Genomic DNA, 14,723 nt, shown 5'->3' on the forward strand with positions numbered 1-14,723 from the left:
ACTATAAGGGAGGTAGGCTCCTTGCTAGACGTAAATAACTTTGAATATATGAAGATTGGTTTAGCTTCCCCCGATAAGATCCGTTCGTGGTCTTACGGGGAGGTTAAAAAGCCTGAAACAATTAACTATCGTACGTTAAAGCCTGAGAAAGATGGCCTTTTCTGTGAACGTATCTTTGGTCCTACGAAGGATTGGGAATGTCACTGTGGTAAATACAAGCGCGTCCGCTATAAAGGAATCGTTTGTGACCGTTGTGGTGTTGAAGTAACGAAAGCAAAAGTGCGCCGTGAACGCATGGGACACTTAGAGCTTGCTGCTCCTGTATCTCACATCTGGTATTTCAAAGGTATTCCAAGCCGTATGGGTCTTGTGCTAGACATGTCCCCACGTGCACTTGAAGAAGTTATTTATTTCGCTGCTTACGTCGTGACTGATGCAGGCGACACGGCACTTGAGAAGAAACAACTTCTTTCTGAGAAAGAATACCGTTCTTACCGTGAGAAATACGGAAACACCTTCACAGCTATGATGGGTGCTGAAGCAATCCGTAGACTTCTACAAGATATTGACTTAGAGAAAGAAGTAGATGCCTTGAAAGAAGAGCTTAAGACTGCACAAGGACAACGCCGTACTCGTGCGATTAAGCGTCTTGAGGTATTAGAAGCATTCCGTGGTTCTGGAAACGACCCAGCATGGATGATCATGGATGTTCTTCCAATCATCCCACCTGAGCTTCGTCCAATGGTACAGCTTGATGGTGGTCGTTTTGCAACTTCTGACTTGAACGACTTATATCGTCGTGTTATTAACCGTAACAACCGCTTGAAGCGTCTTCTAGATCTTGGAGCGCCAACGATTATCGTTCAGAACGAGAAGCGTATGCTACAAGAATCTGTCGATGCTCTAATTGATAATGGACGTCGTGGTCGTCCTGTAACTGGACCAGGAAACCGTCCACTTAAATCCCTTTCTCATATGTTGAAAGGTAAACAAGGTCGTTTCCGTCAGAACTTGCTCGGTAAACGTGTTGACTATTCAGGTCGTTCCGTTATCGTTGTAGGTCCTAGCTTGAAGATGTATCAAGTAGGTCTACCGAAAGAAATGGCTCTTGAACTATTCAAACCTTTCGTAATGCGTGAACTTGTAGACCGTGGCTTAGCGCACAACATTAAATCCGCTAAACGTAAGATTGAACGTCTTCACAACGAAGTTTGGGATGTACTTGAAGAAGTAATCAGAGAACACCCTGTACTTCTTAACCGTGCACCAACACTTCACAGACTAGGTATCCAGGCCTTTGAGCCCGTACTAGTTGAAGGACGCGCAATCCGTCTTCACCCACTCGTATGTACGGCTTATAACGCCGACTTTGACGGTGACCAAATGGCGGTTCACGTACCTCTTTCTGCTGAAGCACAAGCTGAAGCGCGCATTCTAATGCTAGCAGCTCAAAACATCCTTAACCCTAAGGATGGTAAGCCAGTTGTTACACCGTCACAGGATATGGTACTTGGTAACTATTACTTGACGTTAGAGCGCCCAGGTTCTGTTGGGGAAGGTATGGTCTTCAAGGATACAAGTGAAGCGATGACTGCTTACCAAAACGGACATGTACACTTGCATACTCGTGTAGCTGTATACGCTGGCTCCTTGAATAACCAAACGTTTACTGCAGAACAAAATGAAAAACTTCTAATGACTACAGTTGGTAAGTTAATATTCAACGAAATCCTACCAGATTCGTTCCCATACATTAACGAGCCTACTCAAAGTAACTTAGAAGGTGTAACGCCTGAACACTACTTCCTTGATAAAGGGGTAGATGTAAAAGCTGAAATCCTTAAACGTGAAGAAATTCTTCCGTTCAAGAAGAAATACCTTGGTAACATCATTGCGGAAGTCTTCAAACGTTTCCAAATTAGTGAAACGTCTAAGATGCTTGACCGTATGAAGGACCTTGGTTTCGCATATTCCACTAAGGCAGGTATTACAGTTGGTGTATCTGACATCGTGGTACTTCCTGAGAAACAAGAAATTCTTGACGAAGCACAAGAAAAAGTGGATAAAGTTACGAAACAGTTCCGTCGTGGTTTAATTACAGACGATGAACGTTATGACCGTGTCATTGCAATTTGGTCTGCTGCGAAAGACGATATTCAAGATCGACTCATGCAATCCTTGGAGAAAACAAACCCAATTTACATGATGTCTGATTCTGGTGCCCGTGGTAACGCATCTAACTTCACTCAGTTAGCTGGTATGCGTGGTCTGATGGCCAACCCGGCTGGTAAGATTATCGAACTTCCAATCAAATCAAGTTTCCGTGAAGGTCTAACCGTACTTGAGTACTTTATCTCCACACACGGTGCCCGTAAAGGTCTTGCCGATACTGCACTGAAGACAGCCGACTCAGGTTACCTGACTCGTCGTCTAGTAGACGTAGCGCAAGATGTTATCGTTCGTGAAGATGAGTGTGACACGGACCGTGGTTTAGAAGTTGCAGCTCTTACAAATGGTAACGAAGTCATTGAACCTCTATATGACCGTCTTGTAGGTCGTACAGCATTCAAGACCGTGTACCACCCAGAAACTGGCGAAGTACTTGCATCTCGTAACGAAGTGATCTCTGAAGACCAAGCGAGGATTATTGTCGAAGCTGGTGTTGAACGAGTTACAATTCGTTCCGTATTCACATGTACAACTCGTCACGGTGTTTGTAAGAAGTGTTACGGACGTAACCTTGCAACTGGTTCTGAAGTAGAAGTAGGAGAAGCAGTTGGAATCATCGCAGCTCAATCCATCGGTGAGCCAGGAACGCAGCTTACAATGCGTACGTTCCACACAGGTGGGGTTGCAGGGGATGACATCACACAAGGTCTTCCTCGTATCCAAGAGTTGTTTGAAGCACGTAATCCGAAAGGTCAAGCGCTCGTTACTGAAATTTATGGTACTGTTGAGTCCGTAAATGAAGTGAAAGAGAAGCTAGAAATCGTCGTGCAAGGTGAAGTAGAAAAACGTACGTATAATGCGAACTATGGTGCGCGTATGAAAGTCGCTGTAGGCGACATCGTTGCAGCTGGTGATGCATTGACGGAAGGTTCTATCGATCCGAAAGAACTTCTTAAGATTCAAGGTCTTGAAGGCGTAGAAGCTTACTTGCTTAAAGAAGTACAGAAAGTTTACCGTATGCAAGGGGTAGAAATCGGTGACAAACACGTAGAAGTAATGGTTCGCCAAATGCTTCGTAAGATTCGTGTACATGATGCCGGTGATACAGATGTACTTCCTGGCTCATTACTTGAAATTCACCAATTTAAAGATGCGAACCGTAACGCTCTTCTTTCTGGAGAGCAGCCAGCTGTTGGCCGTCCGGTCATCCTTGGTATTACGAAAGCATCTCTTGAGACGGATTCCTTCTTATCAGCAGCATCCTTCCAGGAGACAACTCGTGTCCTTACAGATGCCGCGATTAAAGGGAAACGTGATGAATTACTCGGCCTGAAAGAGAACGTTATTATCGGTAAACTTGTACCGGCTGGTACGGGGATGCCACGATACCGTAAAATTCAAGCTGAAGGAGAAGGTTTAGAAGAACCAACTCCGAAAGAAGTTGAAGAACCAACGCAAGCTTAATGGTTGTGTAATAAACAAGGAATAAATGTAGGGAGCATCTTGAAAAAATCCCTGGGGGAACATTGACATTCCCCTAGGGGAGTGATACTATATTCAAGGTGCTTCCATTAATCCTTGTTACTTTGGAGGATATGCTTCATGTCTTATGAAAAAGTAGCAGAGGCTAAACCCAATATTGTTATTGGAATGAAACAAACCCTAAAAGCCATGAAACTTGGTGGTATTAAAGAAGTTGTGGTTGCTGATGACGCAGATCAGCATGTCACTGACAAAGTGGTGCGACTTGCAAAGGAACTAACAACTCCGGTTTCACACGTTGATTCCATGCAACGCCTAGGTGAAGCATGTGGGATTGATGTTGGAGCAGCAGTTGTATCGATAAAGCAATAGAGTTTTGGTGCGAATGCACGAAAGCTTTGTTTTTTGCTTTTTTATGAACCACCTGGATGTGTGGTATTAATAATTTCCGAAGGGAGGATATCGTAATGCCTACTATTAACCAATTAGTACGTAAGGGTCGTGTTTCTAAAACGAAACAGTCTGACTCTCCAGCACTTAACAAAGGGTACAACAGTCTTCGTAAGAAGTACACTGACCTTTCTTCTCCACAAAAACGTGGTGTTTGTACTCGTGTAGGTACTATGACACCTAAGAAGCCGAACTCCGCGCTTCGTAAATATGCTCGTGTACGTCTTACAAACGGAATTGAAGTTACAGCTTACATTCCTGGTATTGGACACAACCTACAAGAGCACAGCGTAGTTCTTATTCGCGGTGGACGTGTTAAGGACTTACCTGGTGTGCGTTACCACATCGTACGTGGTGCGCTTGACACATCTGGTGTTGAAGGTCGTATGCAAGGCCGTTCTAAATACGGTGCTAAACGTCCTAAGAAATAATAAACGAATCATAATAACTTGAACCACTGAAAGGAGGAACCCGTATGCCACGTAAAGGACCGGTACCAAAGCGTGATGTGCTTCCAGATCCGATTTACAACTCTAAGCTTGTAACTCGTCTAATCAACCAAATCATGGTTGACGGTAAGCGCGGTAAAGCTCAAAAAATTCTTTATAGCGCGTTCGAACTTGTACAAGAACGTAGTGGAAACGATGCTATGGAAACTTTCGAACAAGCACTTAAAAATGTAATGCCAGTACTTGAGGTAAGAGCTCGCCGTGTAGGTGGATCTAACTACCAAGTACCAGTAGAAGTTCGTCCAGAGCGTCGTCAAGCTCTAGGTCTTCGTTGGGTAGTAAACTACTCCCGTCTACGCGGAGAGAAGACAATGGAAGAGCGTCTTGCTAACGAAATTCTTGATGCTGCAAACAACACAGGCGCAGCTGTTAAGAAACGTGAAGACACTCATAAGATGGCTGAAGCAAACAAAGCATTTGCTCACTATCGTTGGTAATATTCAAAACAAAACACCCCAATATAGGAAGGAGAAAGAACCATGCCAAGAGAGTTCTCCTTGGAAAAGACGCGTAATATCGGTATCATGGCCCACATCGACGCTGGTAAGACCACTGCTACCGAGCGTATCCTTTTCTACACTGGGCGTATCCACAAGTTAGGTGAAACACACGAAGGTGCTTCCCAAATGGACTGGATGTCCCAAGAACAAGAACGCGGTATTACGATCACTTCCGCTGCAACTACTGCAGAATGGAAAGATCACCGCATCAACATTATCGATACACCTGGACACGTAGACTTCACTGTTGAAGTTGAACGTTCTCTTCGTGTACTTGACGGTTCTGTTGCTGTACTTGACGCCCAATCCGGTGTTGAGCCACAGACAGAAACGGTTTGGCGTCAGGCAACCACTTACGGCGTACCACGTATTGTTTTCGTAAACAAAATGGACAAAGTAGGTGCTGACTTCCTATATTCCGTTGGTACTCTTCAAGATCGTCTTGGTGCAAATGCGCACCCTATCCAGCTACCAATCGGTGCTGAAGACCACTTTGAAGGTGTTATTGACCTTATCGGTATGCAAGCTTACTTCTACTTGGATGATTTAGGTACACGTGCTGAAGCTCGTGATATTCCTGAAGAATACAAAGAGCAAGCTGAAGAATACCGTGGCAGCTTAATCGAAGCTGTTTCAGAGTCTAACGAAGAACTTATGATGAAATATCTAGAAGGTGAAGAAATTACAAACGAAGAGTTGATGGCTGCTATTCGTACAGCTACAACAAACGTTGATTTCTACCCAGTTCTTTGTGGTTCTGCCTTTAAGAACAAAGGTGTTCAACTTCTAATTGATGCGGTACTAGATTACCTACCATCTCCACTAGATGTTAAACCAATCGAAGGTTTCGTACCTCGTACTGAAGAAGAAGTCGTTCGTAAGGCTGACGATAAAGAGCCATTCTCTGCTCTTGCCTTTAAGGTTATGACAGACCCTTACGTTGGTAAACTTACATTCTTCCGTGTTTACTCTGGTGTTCTTTCTTCTGGTTCTTACGTTCGTAACTCTACGAAAGATAAGCGTGAGCGTGTGGGTCGTCTTCTACAGATGCACGCAAACTCTCGTGAAGAGATTTCAGAAGTTTATGCTGGTGACATCGCTGCAGCAGTAGGTCTTAAAGACACTGCGACAGGTGACACTCTATGTGATGAGAAGAATCTTGTTATTCTTGAGTCTATGGAATTCCCTGATCCAGTTATCTCTGTTGCAATTGAGCCGAAGTCTAAAGCAGACCAAGATAAGATGGGTATCGCTCTAGCTAAGCTAGCAGAAGAAGACCCTACATTTAAGACTGAAACAAACGAAGAGACTGGTCAGACGATCATCTCCGGTATGGGTGAACTTCACCTAGACGTTATCGTTTCTCGTCTTAAAGAAGAATTCAAAGTTGAAGCGAACATCGGTAACCCACAGGTTGCATACCGTGAAACGTTCCGTGGTACTGCGGACGTTGAAGGTAAGTTCGTACGTCAGTCCGGTGGTCGTGGTCAATACGGTCACGTATGGATGACGTTCGAGCCTAACGAAGAAGGCGCTGGCTTTGAGTTCACAAACAAAATCGTCGGTGGTACTATTCCAAAAGACTACATCAACTCCATACAACAAGGTGTTGAAGAAGCAATGGACAATGGTGTTGTTGCCGGTTATCCACTAATCGACATCAAAGCAACACTATTCGATGGTTCTTACCACGATGTTGACTCTAGTGAAATGGCTTATAAAGTTGCCGCTTCTATGGCACTTAAAGAAGCTAAGAACAAGTGTAAACCTGTTCTTCTAGAGCCAATGATGAAAGTAGAGATTGTCATTCCAGAAGAATACATGGGAGACATCATGGGAGACGTAACATCCCGTCGTGGACGTGTTGATGGTATGGATACTCGTGGCTCTGCTCAGCTTGTAAAAGCATATGTACCACTTTCTGAAATGTTCGGTTACGCAACAGCCCTACGTTCTAACACGCAAGGTCGTGGCGCGTATACAATGCACTTCAGCCACTATGAAGAAGTGCCGAAGAGCATCTCTGAAGAAATCGTTAAGAAAAATTCTGGTCAATAATTGATTTTTTGACTTTCATCAAGTATAACTTGTATTGTAAGCTTAGAAGTAACTGTGTTTTAAGAGCACATTGCTTCTAAGCACAATATAAATTGTTTAAAAATACATTTTTCATATCTAAAGGAGGAAGTTTTCAATGGCAAAGGAAAAATTTGACCGTTCCAAGTCCCACGTAAACATTGGGACAATTGGACACGTTGACCATGGTAAAACTACACTAACAGCAGCAATCACTACAGTGCTTCACCAGCGTTCTGGCGAAGGTACTGCAATGGCATACGACCAAATCGACGGTGCTCCTGAAGAGCGCGAGCGTGGAATCACAATCGCAACAGCTCACGTTGAGTACGAAACTGAAAGCCGTCACTATGCACACGTTGACTGCCCAGGCCACGCTGACTATGTTAAAAACATGATCACTGGTGCTGCGCAAATGGACGGAGCTATCCTAGTAGTATCCGCAGCTGATGGCCCAATGCCACAAACTCGTGAGCACATCCTACTTTCTCGTCAGGTTGGTGTTCCAGCGATCGTTGTATTCCTAAACAAATGTGACATGGTAGACGACGAAGAGCTACTTGAACTAGTAGAAATGGAAGTACGTGACCTTCTATCTGAGTATGACTTCCCAGGCGATGACGTACCAGTAGTTAAAGGTTCTGCTCTTAAAGCACTTGAAGGCGAAGAGCAATACGTAAACGCAATCTACGAACTAATGGATGAAGTTGATGCTTACATCCCAACTCCAGAGCGTGAGCACGACAAGCCATTCATGATGCCAGTTGAGGACGTATTCTCTATCACTGGTCGTGGTACTGTTGCTACAGGCCGTGTTGAGCGTGGAACTATCAAAGTCGGTGACGAAGTTGAAGTTATCGGTATGGCTGATGAGAAATCTAAGACTACTGTAACTGGTGTTGAAATGTTCCGTAAGCTTCTTGACTATGCAGAAGCAGGCGACAACATTGGTGCTCTTCTTCGTGGTGTTAGCCGCGACGACATCAAACGTGGTCAGGTTCTAGCTCATCCTGGTTCTATCACTCCTCACCACAAGTACAAAGCTGAGGTTTATGTACTTTCTAAAGATGAGGGTGGTCGTCACACTCCATTCTTCAACAACTATCGTCCACAGTTCTACTTCCGTACAACTGACGTAACTGGCGTTATCACTCTACCTGAAGGCGTAGAGATGGTTATGCCTGGCGATAACGTTGAAATGGACGTTGAACTTATTTCAACAGTAGCAATCGAAGAGGGAACTAAGTTCTCTATCCGTGAAGGTGGCCGTACTGTAGGCGCTGGCGTTGTTGCTACAATCGTTGAGTAATAAACTTCTTATTAAAGAGTAGCAGGTGATCCTGCTGCTCTTTTTTGTATTTTATAATGCGAGTGGGGTTGCTCTTTCTATGTAACGGAATACTTCTTACTTATATAATATGAAGATTCTTGATGAATCATTATAGAAAGCTTTGAGAATTGCGTGAAATCGACCCACCTCCTTGAAATACCCAGATATTCTTTGTATAATACAAAAAGTGCTTCTTCGTGAATATAAATTAATTTCATGGGTTGCATTCACTACCAATTTTATTTATAATGAATAATGTTGGTCATAAAAGGCGATGAAGCGAAAGGTTGCTGACACACCCGGCCCCTTTGCCATGGCTTGGTTGTCAGGATAAATTTTCGTGGAGAATGTCTGTTATCAAATAGGCGAGTAAAGGAGGGAAAATAATGGCAAAAGAGAAGATTCGTATTCGTTTAAAAGCGTATGATCACCGTATTCTAGATCAATCCGCTGAGAAAATCGTAGACACTGCAAAGCGTTCTGGTGCTAATGTTTCGGGTCCAATCCCGCTTCCAACTGAGCGTTCTATCTACACGATTCTACGTGCAACGCACAAGTTCAAAGATGCTCGTGAGCAATTTGAAATGCGTACACACAAACGTCTAATCGACATCATTAATCCAACGCCACAGACGGTTGACTCTCTAATGCGTTTAGATCTACCATCTGGTGTGGATATCGAAATTAAATTATAAACTATACGAAATTAATAGGAGGTGTGACGGATGACGAAAGGAATCTTAGGTCGTAAGCTAGGTATGACTCAGCTTTTCGATGAAACAGGCGAACTTGTACCTGTTACTGTTGTTCAAGCAGAACCTAACGTAGTACTTCAGAAGAAAACTGAAGAAAACGATGGTTACAACGCGATTCAAGTTGGTTTCGCCGACAAGAAATCTCAACGCACGAACAAAGCTGCTAAAGGTCATGCTGATAAAGCTGAAACTACTGCTAAGCGCTTCATTCGTGAATTCCGTGATGCGAACCTTGACAGCTATGAAGTTGGTCAAGAGCTAACAGTTAATGTATTCTCCGCTGGAGAAAAAATCGATGTACGTGGTACTTCTAAAGGTAAAGGGTTCCAAGGTTCAATTAAGCGTCACAACCAACAACGTGGCCCATCTACTCACGGTTCTCGTTACCACCGTCGTCCAGGTACAATGGGTGACATTAACTCCATGCACGTATTCAAAGGTAAAAAACTACCTGGTCGCATGGGCGGTAAAACAGTATCTGTACAAAACCTAGAAGTAGTTAAAGTTGACGAAGAAAACAACCTACTACTAGTTAAAGGTAATATCCCTGGTGCGAAGAAATCATTCGTAGAAATCACAGGTGCAATTAAGGCTAACTAAACTTAAATACGAAGGGAGGATATGTCATGCCTAAAGTAGCACTTTATAACCAAGGCGGTTCTCAAGTAGGCGATGTAGAGCTTAACGAAGCCGTATTTGGTATTGAACCAAACGAACATGTACTTCATGAAGCAGTTGTTATGCAACGTGCGAACTTACGTCAAGGAACTCACAAAGTGAAAGGCCGTTCTGAAGTTGCTGGTGGTGGTCGTAAACCATGGCGCCAAAAAGGAACCGGACGCGCTCGTCAAGGTTCCATTCGTTCTCCACAATGGGTTGGTGGTGGTACTGTATTCGGTCCAACACCTCGTAGCTACAGCTACAAACTTCCTAAGAAAGTTCGTCGTCTAGCTCTTCAATCTGCATTCTCTCAAAAGGTTGTAGAAGAGAGCGTAATCGTTCTTGAAGATCTAACAATCGAAACTCCAAAAACGAAGGAAGTTGCAAACATCCTTAAAGGATTGAACGCTGAGAAAGCGATTTTCGTAACAGCTAATGCTAACGAAACTCTTGAACTTTCAGCTAACAACATCCCTAACGTTTCTGTTAAAACTGTAGAGCAAGTAAACGTACTAGACTTGCTTATGCATGACAAGCTGATCTTAACGAAAGAGGCAGCTGAAAAAGCAGGGGAGGTGCTTGCATAATGAAAGACGTACGTGATATTATTAAGCGCCCCGTAATTACAGAACAATCTGCTGAACTTATGGCAGAGAAAAAATACACGTTCGAGGTAAGCAACAAATCGAACAAAACAGAAATCAAAGAAGCGATCGAAGCAATCTTTGACGTATCTGTTGAAAGTGTTAACACACTAAACCAAAAAGGTAAGTTCAAGCGCATGGGCCGTTACGGTGGATACCGTTCTGACCGCAAAAAAGCGATTGTTAAACTTACTGCAGACAGCCAAGACCTTGATTTCTTCGAGGGTGCTGAATAAATAAATCTTTCAATGAAGGAGGGAAACCAAGATGGCGATTAAGAAATATAGACCTACTACTAATGGTCGTCGTTTCATGTCAGTTTCTGATTTCGCAGAAATTACAACTGATCAACCTGAAAAATCCTTGCTATCACCACTTCATAAAAAAGGTGGGCGTAATAACCAAGGTCGTTTGACAGTTCGTCATCAAGGCGGCGGTCACAAGCGTCAATATCGTGTGATTGATTTCAAACGTGATAAAGATGGAATACCAGGACGCGTTGCTACGATCGAATACGATCCGAACCGTTCCGCTAACATTGCTTTAATTAACTATGTTGATGGTGAAAAGCGTTATATCCTAGCTCCTAAAGGTCTTAAAGTTGATACTCAAATCATCTCTGGTCCTGAAGCAGATATTAAAGTAGGTAACGCTCTTCAACTTAAAGATATCCCTGTAGGTACAGTAATTCACAACATCGAATTAAAACCTGGCCGCGGTGGACAACTTGCACGTTCTGCTGGTGCACAAGCACAAATCCTAGGACGTGAAGACAAATATACACTTGTACGTCTAGCATCTGGCGAAGTACGTCTAGTACTAAGCACATGCCGTGCAACTGTAGGCCAAGTAGGAAACCTTGAGCATGAATTGATTAACGTCGGTAAAGCTGGTCGTTCTCGCTGGTTAGGCAAGCGCCCAACTGTACGTGGTTCTGTAATGAACCCTAACGATCACCCACACGGTGGTGGTGAAGGACGCGCACCTATCGGACGTAAATCTCCAATGTCTCCATGGGGCAAACCTACACTTGGATTCAAGACACGCAAACGCAACAAGCCGTCTGATAAATATATCGTTCGTCGTCGCAAAAAATAACGGGATTAGACGTCGGGTGATATCGCCCGCTCGTCAATCACGAGAGGAGGTTTATCTATGGGTCGTAGCCTAAAAAAGGGACCTTTCGTTGATGACCATCTAATGGTTAAAGTTGAGAAACTGAACGAAAACGGAGGTCACGAGGTTATTAAAACATGGTCTCGCCGTTCTACAATCTTCCCTAACTTTGTGGGACACACAATCGCTGTATATGATGGACGTAAACACGTACCTGTTTATGTGACTGAAGACATGGTAGGTCACAAACTAGGTGAATTTGCACCTACTCGTACGTTTAAAGGCCACAGTGGCGATGATAAGAAAACAAAACGCTAAATGAGAGGAGGCACTAATTCATGCAAGCAAAAGCAGTTGCGAAATCCGTTCGTATAGCTCCTCGTAAAGTTCGTTTGGTAATTGATTTAATTCGAGGAAAAAACGTAGGTGAAGCTATCGCTATCCTACAAAACACTCAGCGTGGAGCTTCTCCAGTAGTTGAGAAATTGCTTAAATCAGCGATCGCTAACGCTGAGCACAACTATGAAATGGACACAGAAAACCTTGTGGTTTCTGAAGTGTTCGCAGACGAAGGTGTTACGTTGAAACGTTTCCGTCCACGTGCTATGGGACGTGCAAGTCAAATCAACAAACGCACAAGTCACATTACACTTGTTGTATCAGAAAAGAAGGAGGGATAAGAAGTGGGTCAAAAAGTAAATCCAGTAGGTCTACGTATTGGCGTCATCCGTGATTGGGAATCCAAGTGGTACGCTGGCAAAGATTACGCAGATCTTCTACATGAAGATATTAAGATTCGTGAATTCTTAGAACAACGTCTAACTGACGCTGCTGTTTCTACTATTGAAATCGAACGTGCTGCAAACCGCGTTAACGTTACTATTCATACTGCTAAGCCAGGAATGGTAATCGGTAAAGGTGGTTCTGAAGTTGAAGCGCTACGTAAAGCTCTTAACCAACTAACTAACAAACGCGTTCACATCAACATCGTTGAAGTGAAAAAAGCTGACCTTGATGCATACCTAGTTGCAGAGAACATTGCGAAACAACTAGAAAACCGTGTATCATTCCGTCGTGCTCAGAAACAATCTATCCAACGTGCAATGCGCGCTGGCGCGAAAGGTATTAAGACACAGGTATCTGGCCGTCTAGGCGGAGCAGACATCGCACGTGCTGAATACTACAATGAAGGTACTGTACCACTTCACACACTTCGTGCAGACATCGATTATGGCACTGCAGAAGCTGACACTACTTATGGTAAGCTTGGTGTTAAAGTGTGGATTTACCGTGGTGAAGTCCTTCCATCTAAAAAGAACTAAGGAAGGGGGATTCGCATTATGTTAATGCCTAAACGTGTTAAATATCGTAAGCAACACCGTCAAGATATCAATGGTAAAGCTAAAGGTGGTACTACAGTCGCTTTTGGTGAGTTCGGCCTACAAGCTGTTGAACCAGCTCGTATCACAAGCCGTCAAATTGAAGCTGCTCGTATTGCTATGACTCGTTACATGAAACGTACGGGTAAAGTTTGGATCAAAATCTTCCCTGACCATCCTTACACAGCTAAACCATTGGAAGTACGAATGGGTTCTGGTAAAGGTGCTCCTGAAGGTTGGGTAGCCAACACTAAATCCGGTAAGATCATGTTTGAAATTGCAGGTGTATCTGAAGAGGTTGCTCGTGAAGCACTTCGTCTTGCAGCTCACAAACTACCGAACAAAACGAAGTTCGTAAAACGCGAAGATATTGGTGGTGAGATCAATGAAGGCTAATGAAATCAGAGAACTAACCACTGCCGAAATTGAACAAAAAGTTAAGTCTCTTAAAGAAGAGTTATTCAACCTACGTTTCCAACTAGCGACTGGTCAACTTGAAAACACTGCACGTATCCGTCAGGTTCGTAAATCAATCGCTAAAATGAAAACCGTTGTTCGTGAACGCGAACTAGGTGTTAATAATAGATAAAAGAGAGGAGGTTAGCCTCAATGAGTGAACGCAACAACCGTAAGGTTTATACTGGCCGTGTCATCTCTGACAAAATGGATAAAACAATAACTGTTCTTGTTGAAACTTACAAGTTCCACCCGTTATACGGTAAACGTGTTAAGTACTCCAAGAAGTTCAAGACTCATGACGAACAAAACCAAGCGAAAACAGGTGACGTAGTTCGCATCATGGAAACTCGTCCACTTTCAGCTACTAAACGTTTCCGTCTGGTAGAAATCGTTGAAGAAGCAGTTATTATCTAAATAAAGTTCGCTCGGAACACATTCCGAAGGGAGGTTACAACGATATGATCCAACAAGAAAGTCGTTTAAAAGTTGCTGACAACTCTGGCGCTCGTGAGGTTCAAGCTATCAAAGTACTTGGTGGTTCTGGCCGTAAGACAGCTAATATTGGTGATGTAATTGTTTGTACAGTAAAACAAGCAACACCAGGTGGCGTTGTCAAAAAAGGTGAAGTAGTACGTGCGGTAATCGTACGTTCTAAGAGCGGTGTTCGTCGTAAAGACGGTTCTTACATCCGTTTCGACGAAAATGCTGCTGTTATCATTAAAGACGATAAAGGTCCACGTGGTACTCGTATCTTTGGACCGGTTGCTCGTGAACTACGCGATCAGAAATTCATGAAGATCGTTTCTCTAGCACCAGAAGTACTATAAAGTACTACGGAATCGAAACATTTGCCTTGTAAGGAGGTGCCACAAGCATGCACGTAAAAAAAGGTGATAAAGTCATGGTGATCACTGGTAAGGATAAAGGAAAGCAAGGTACGATTCTTGAAGCCTTCCCTAAGAAAGAGCGTGTCCTAGTAGAAGGAGTTAATGTTGTTAAAAAACATGCAAAACCTTCTCAGGATAACCCTCAAGGCGGGATCCTTAACCACGAAGCACCTATTCATGTTTCTAATGTAATGCCGATCGATCCGAAAACGAACGAACCTACACGCGTTGGCTACGAGGTTCGTGACGGTAAGAAAGTTCGTATCGCTAAAAAATCCGGTGAACCTTTAGATAAATAAACTATCTG

General features: G+C 43.5%; 19 protein-coding genes. All 19 read left to right on the plus strand.

Translation table 11 applies throughout. The features are described from left to right. Window positions 1-21 precede the first annotated feature (21 nt). The 19 genes from rpoC to rplX all read left to right on the plus strand — a co-directional run bounded on the left by rpoC (window position 22) and on the right by rplX (window position 14,715). Window positions 22-3,633 (plus strand): DNA-directed RNA polymerase subunit beta', encoded by a 3,612-nt coding sequence (gene rpoC / locus H513_RS0114910; RefSeq protein WP_026801443.1) that lies wholly within the window; start codon window positions 22-24, stop codon window positions 3,631-3,633. A gap of 138 nt (window positions 3,634-3,771) precedes the next feature. Beyond that, on the plus strand, window positions 3,772-4,023 hold the full coding sequence (locus H513_RS0114915; protein WP_026801444.1) for a 50S ribosomal protein L7ae-like protein: 252 nt from the start codon (window positions 3,772-3,774) through the stop codon (window positions 4,021-4,023). Between the two features lie 95 nt (window positions 4,024-4,118). After that, window positions 4,119-4,532: a 30S ribosomal protein S12 gene (rpsL, locus tag H513_RS0114920; protein WP_026801445.1), complete on the plus strand. Its 414-nt coding sequence runs from the start codon at window positions 4,119-4,121 to the stop codon at window positions 4,530-4,532. Window positions 4,533-4,576: 44 nt separating this feature from the next. After that, window positions 4,577-5,047 carry a 30S ribosomal protein S7 gene (rpsG, locus tag H513_RS0114925; RefSeq protein ID WP_026801446.1) on the plus strand — a complete coding sequence of 157 codons (471 nt, stop codon included), beginning with the start codon at window positions 4,577-4,579 and terminating at the stop codon, window positions 5,045-5,047. 42 nt (window positions 5,048-5,089) lie between these two features. Further along, window positions 5,090-7,168: an elongation factor G gene (gene fusA / locus H513_RS0114930; RefSeq protein ID WP_026801447.1), complete on the plus strand. Its 2,079-nt coding sequence runs from the start codon at window positions 5,090-5,092 to the stop codon at window positions 7,166-7,168. Window positions 7,169-7,304: 136 nt separating this feature from the next. Further along, a complete protein-coding gene (gene tuf, locus H513_RS0114935; RefSeq protein WP_026801448.1) occupies window positions 7,305-8,495 on the plus strand; it encodes an elongation factor Tu in 1,191 nt (396 codons plus the stop codon). 407 nt (window positions 8,496-8,902) lie between these two features. Continuing rightward, the gene (rpsJ, locus tag H513_RS0114940) at window positions 8,903-9,211 is read left to right on the plus strand and encodes a 30S ribosomal protein S10 (protein ID WP_026801449.1); all 309 of its coding nucleotides are present in this window, start codon (window positions 8,903-8,905) and stop codon (window positions 9,209-9,211) included. Window positions 9,212-9,241: 30 nt separating this feature from the next. Further along, a complete protein-coding gene (rplC, locus tag H513_RS0114945) occupies window positions 9,242-9,871 on the plus strand; it encodes a 50S ribosomal protein L3 (RefSeq protein WP_026801450.1) in 630 nt (209 codons plus the stop codon). Window positions 9,872-9,897: 26 nt separating this feature from the next. Next, window positions 9,898-10,518, plus strand: coding sequence for a 50S ribosomal protein L4 (gene rplD / locus H513_RS0114950; RefSeq protein ID WP_026801451.1), 621 nt, complete (start codon window positions 9,898-9,900; stop codon window positions 10,516-10,518). Then, window positions 10,518-10,811, plus strand: a complete 294-nt coding sequence (gene rplW / locus H513_RS0114955) for a 50S ribosomal protein L23 (RefSeq protein WP_026801452.1) — start codon at window positions 10,518-10,520, stop codon at window positions 10,809-10,811. Before rplD ends, rplW begins: the two co-directional genes overlap by 1 nt. Window positions 10,812-10,842: 31 nt before the next feature. Continuing rightward, complete coding sequence (gene rplB, locus H513_RS0114960; RefSeq protein WP_026801453.1) at window positions 10,843-11,673, plus strand: 50S ribosomal protein L2; 831 nt, start codon at window positions 10,843-10,845, stop codon at window positions 11,671-11,673. A gap of 57 nt (window positions 11,674-11,730) precedes the next feature. Further along, complete coding sequence (rpsS, locus tag H513_RS0114965) at window positions 11,731-12,009, plus strand: 30S ribosomal protein S19 (protein ID WP_026801454.1); 279 nt, start codon at window positions 11,731-11,733, stop codon at window positions 12,007-12,009. A 20-nt stretch (window positions 12,010-12,029) separates the two neighbouring features. Beyond that, window positions 12,030-12,371 carry a 50S ribosomal protein L22 gene (gene rplV, locus H513_RS0114970; protein ID WP_026801455.1) on the plus strand — a complete coding sequence of 114 codons (342 nt, stop codon included), beginning with the start codon at window positions 12,030-12,032 and terminating at the stop codon, window positions 12,369-12,371. Between the two features lie 3 nt (window positions 12,372-12,374). Beyond that, the gene (gene rpsC, locus H513_RS0114975; RefSeq protein WP_026801456.1) at window positions 12,375-13,013 is read left to right on the plus strand and encodes a 30S ribosomal protein S3; all 639 of its coding nucleotides are present in this window, start codon (window positions 12,375-12,377) and stop codon (window positions 13,011-13,013) included. Window positions 13,014-13,031: 18 nt separating this feature from the next. Then, window positions 13,032-13,466 (plus strand): 50S ribosomal protein L16, encoded by a 435-nt coding sequence (gene rplP, locus H513_RS0114980; protein WP_026801457.1) that lies wholly within the window; start codon window positions 13,032-13,034, stop codon window positions 13,464-13,466. Further along, window positions 13,456-13,659, plus strand: a complete 204-nt coding sequence (gene rpmC, locus H513_RS0114985) for a 50S ribosomal protein L29 (RefSeq protein WP_026801458.1) — start codon at window positions 13,456-13,458, stop codon at window positions 13,657-13,659. The genes rplP and rpmC overlap by 11 nt, the downstream gene beginning before the upstream one ends. A gap of 20 nt (window positions 13,660-13,679) precedes the next feature. Continuing rightward, window positions 13,680-13,943 (plus strand): 30S ribosomal protein S17, encoded by a 264-nt coding sequence (rpsQ, locus tag H513_RS0114990; protein ID WP_026801459.1) that lies wholly within the window; start codon window positions 13,680-13,682, stop codon window positions 13,941-13,943. Between the two features lie 44 nt (window positions 13,944-13,987). After that, entirely contained in the window at window positions 13,988-14,356 is a 369-nt protein-coding gene (gene rplN, locus H513_RS0114995) for a 50S ribosomal protein L14 (protein WP_026801460.1), read from the plus strand. A 47-nt stretch (window positions 14,357-14,403) separates the two neighbouring features. Next, window positions 14,404-14,715, plus strand: coding sequence for a 50S ribosomal protein L24 (gene rplX, locus H513_RS0115000; protein ID WP_026801461.1), 312 nt, complete (start codon window positions 14,404-14,406; stop codon window positions 14,713-14,715). The last annotated feature ends 8 nt before the right edge of the window (window positions 14,716-14,723 follow it).

The organism is Pontibacillus halophilus JSM 076056 = DSM 19796 (assembly GCF_000425205.1).
GTDB lineage: Bacteria > Bacillota > Bacilli > Bacillales > BH030062 > Pontibacillus_A > Pontibacillus_A halophilus.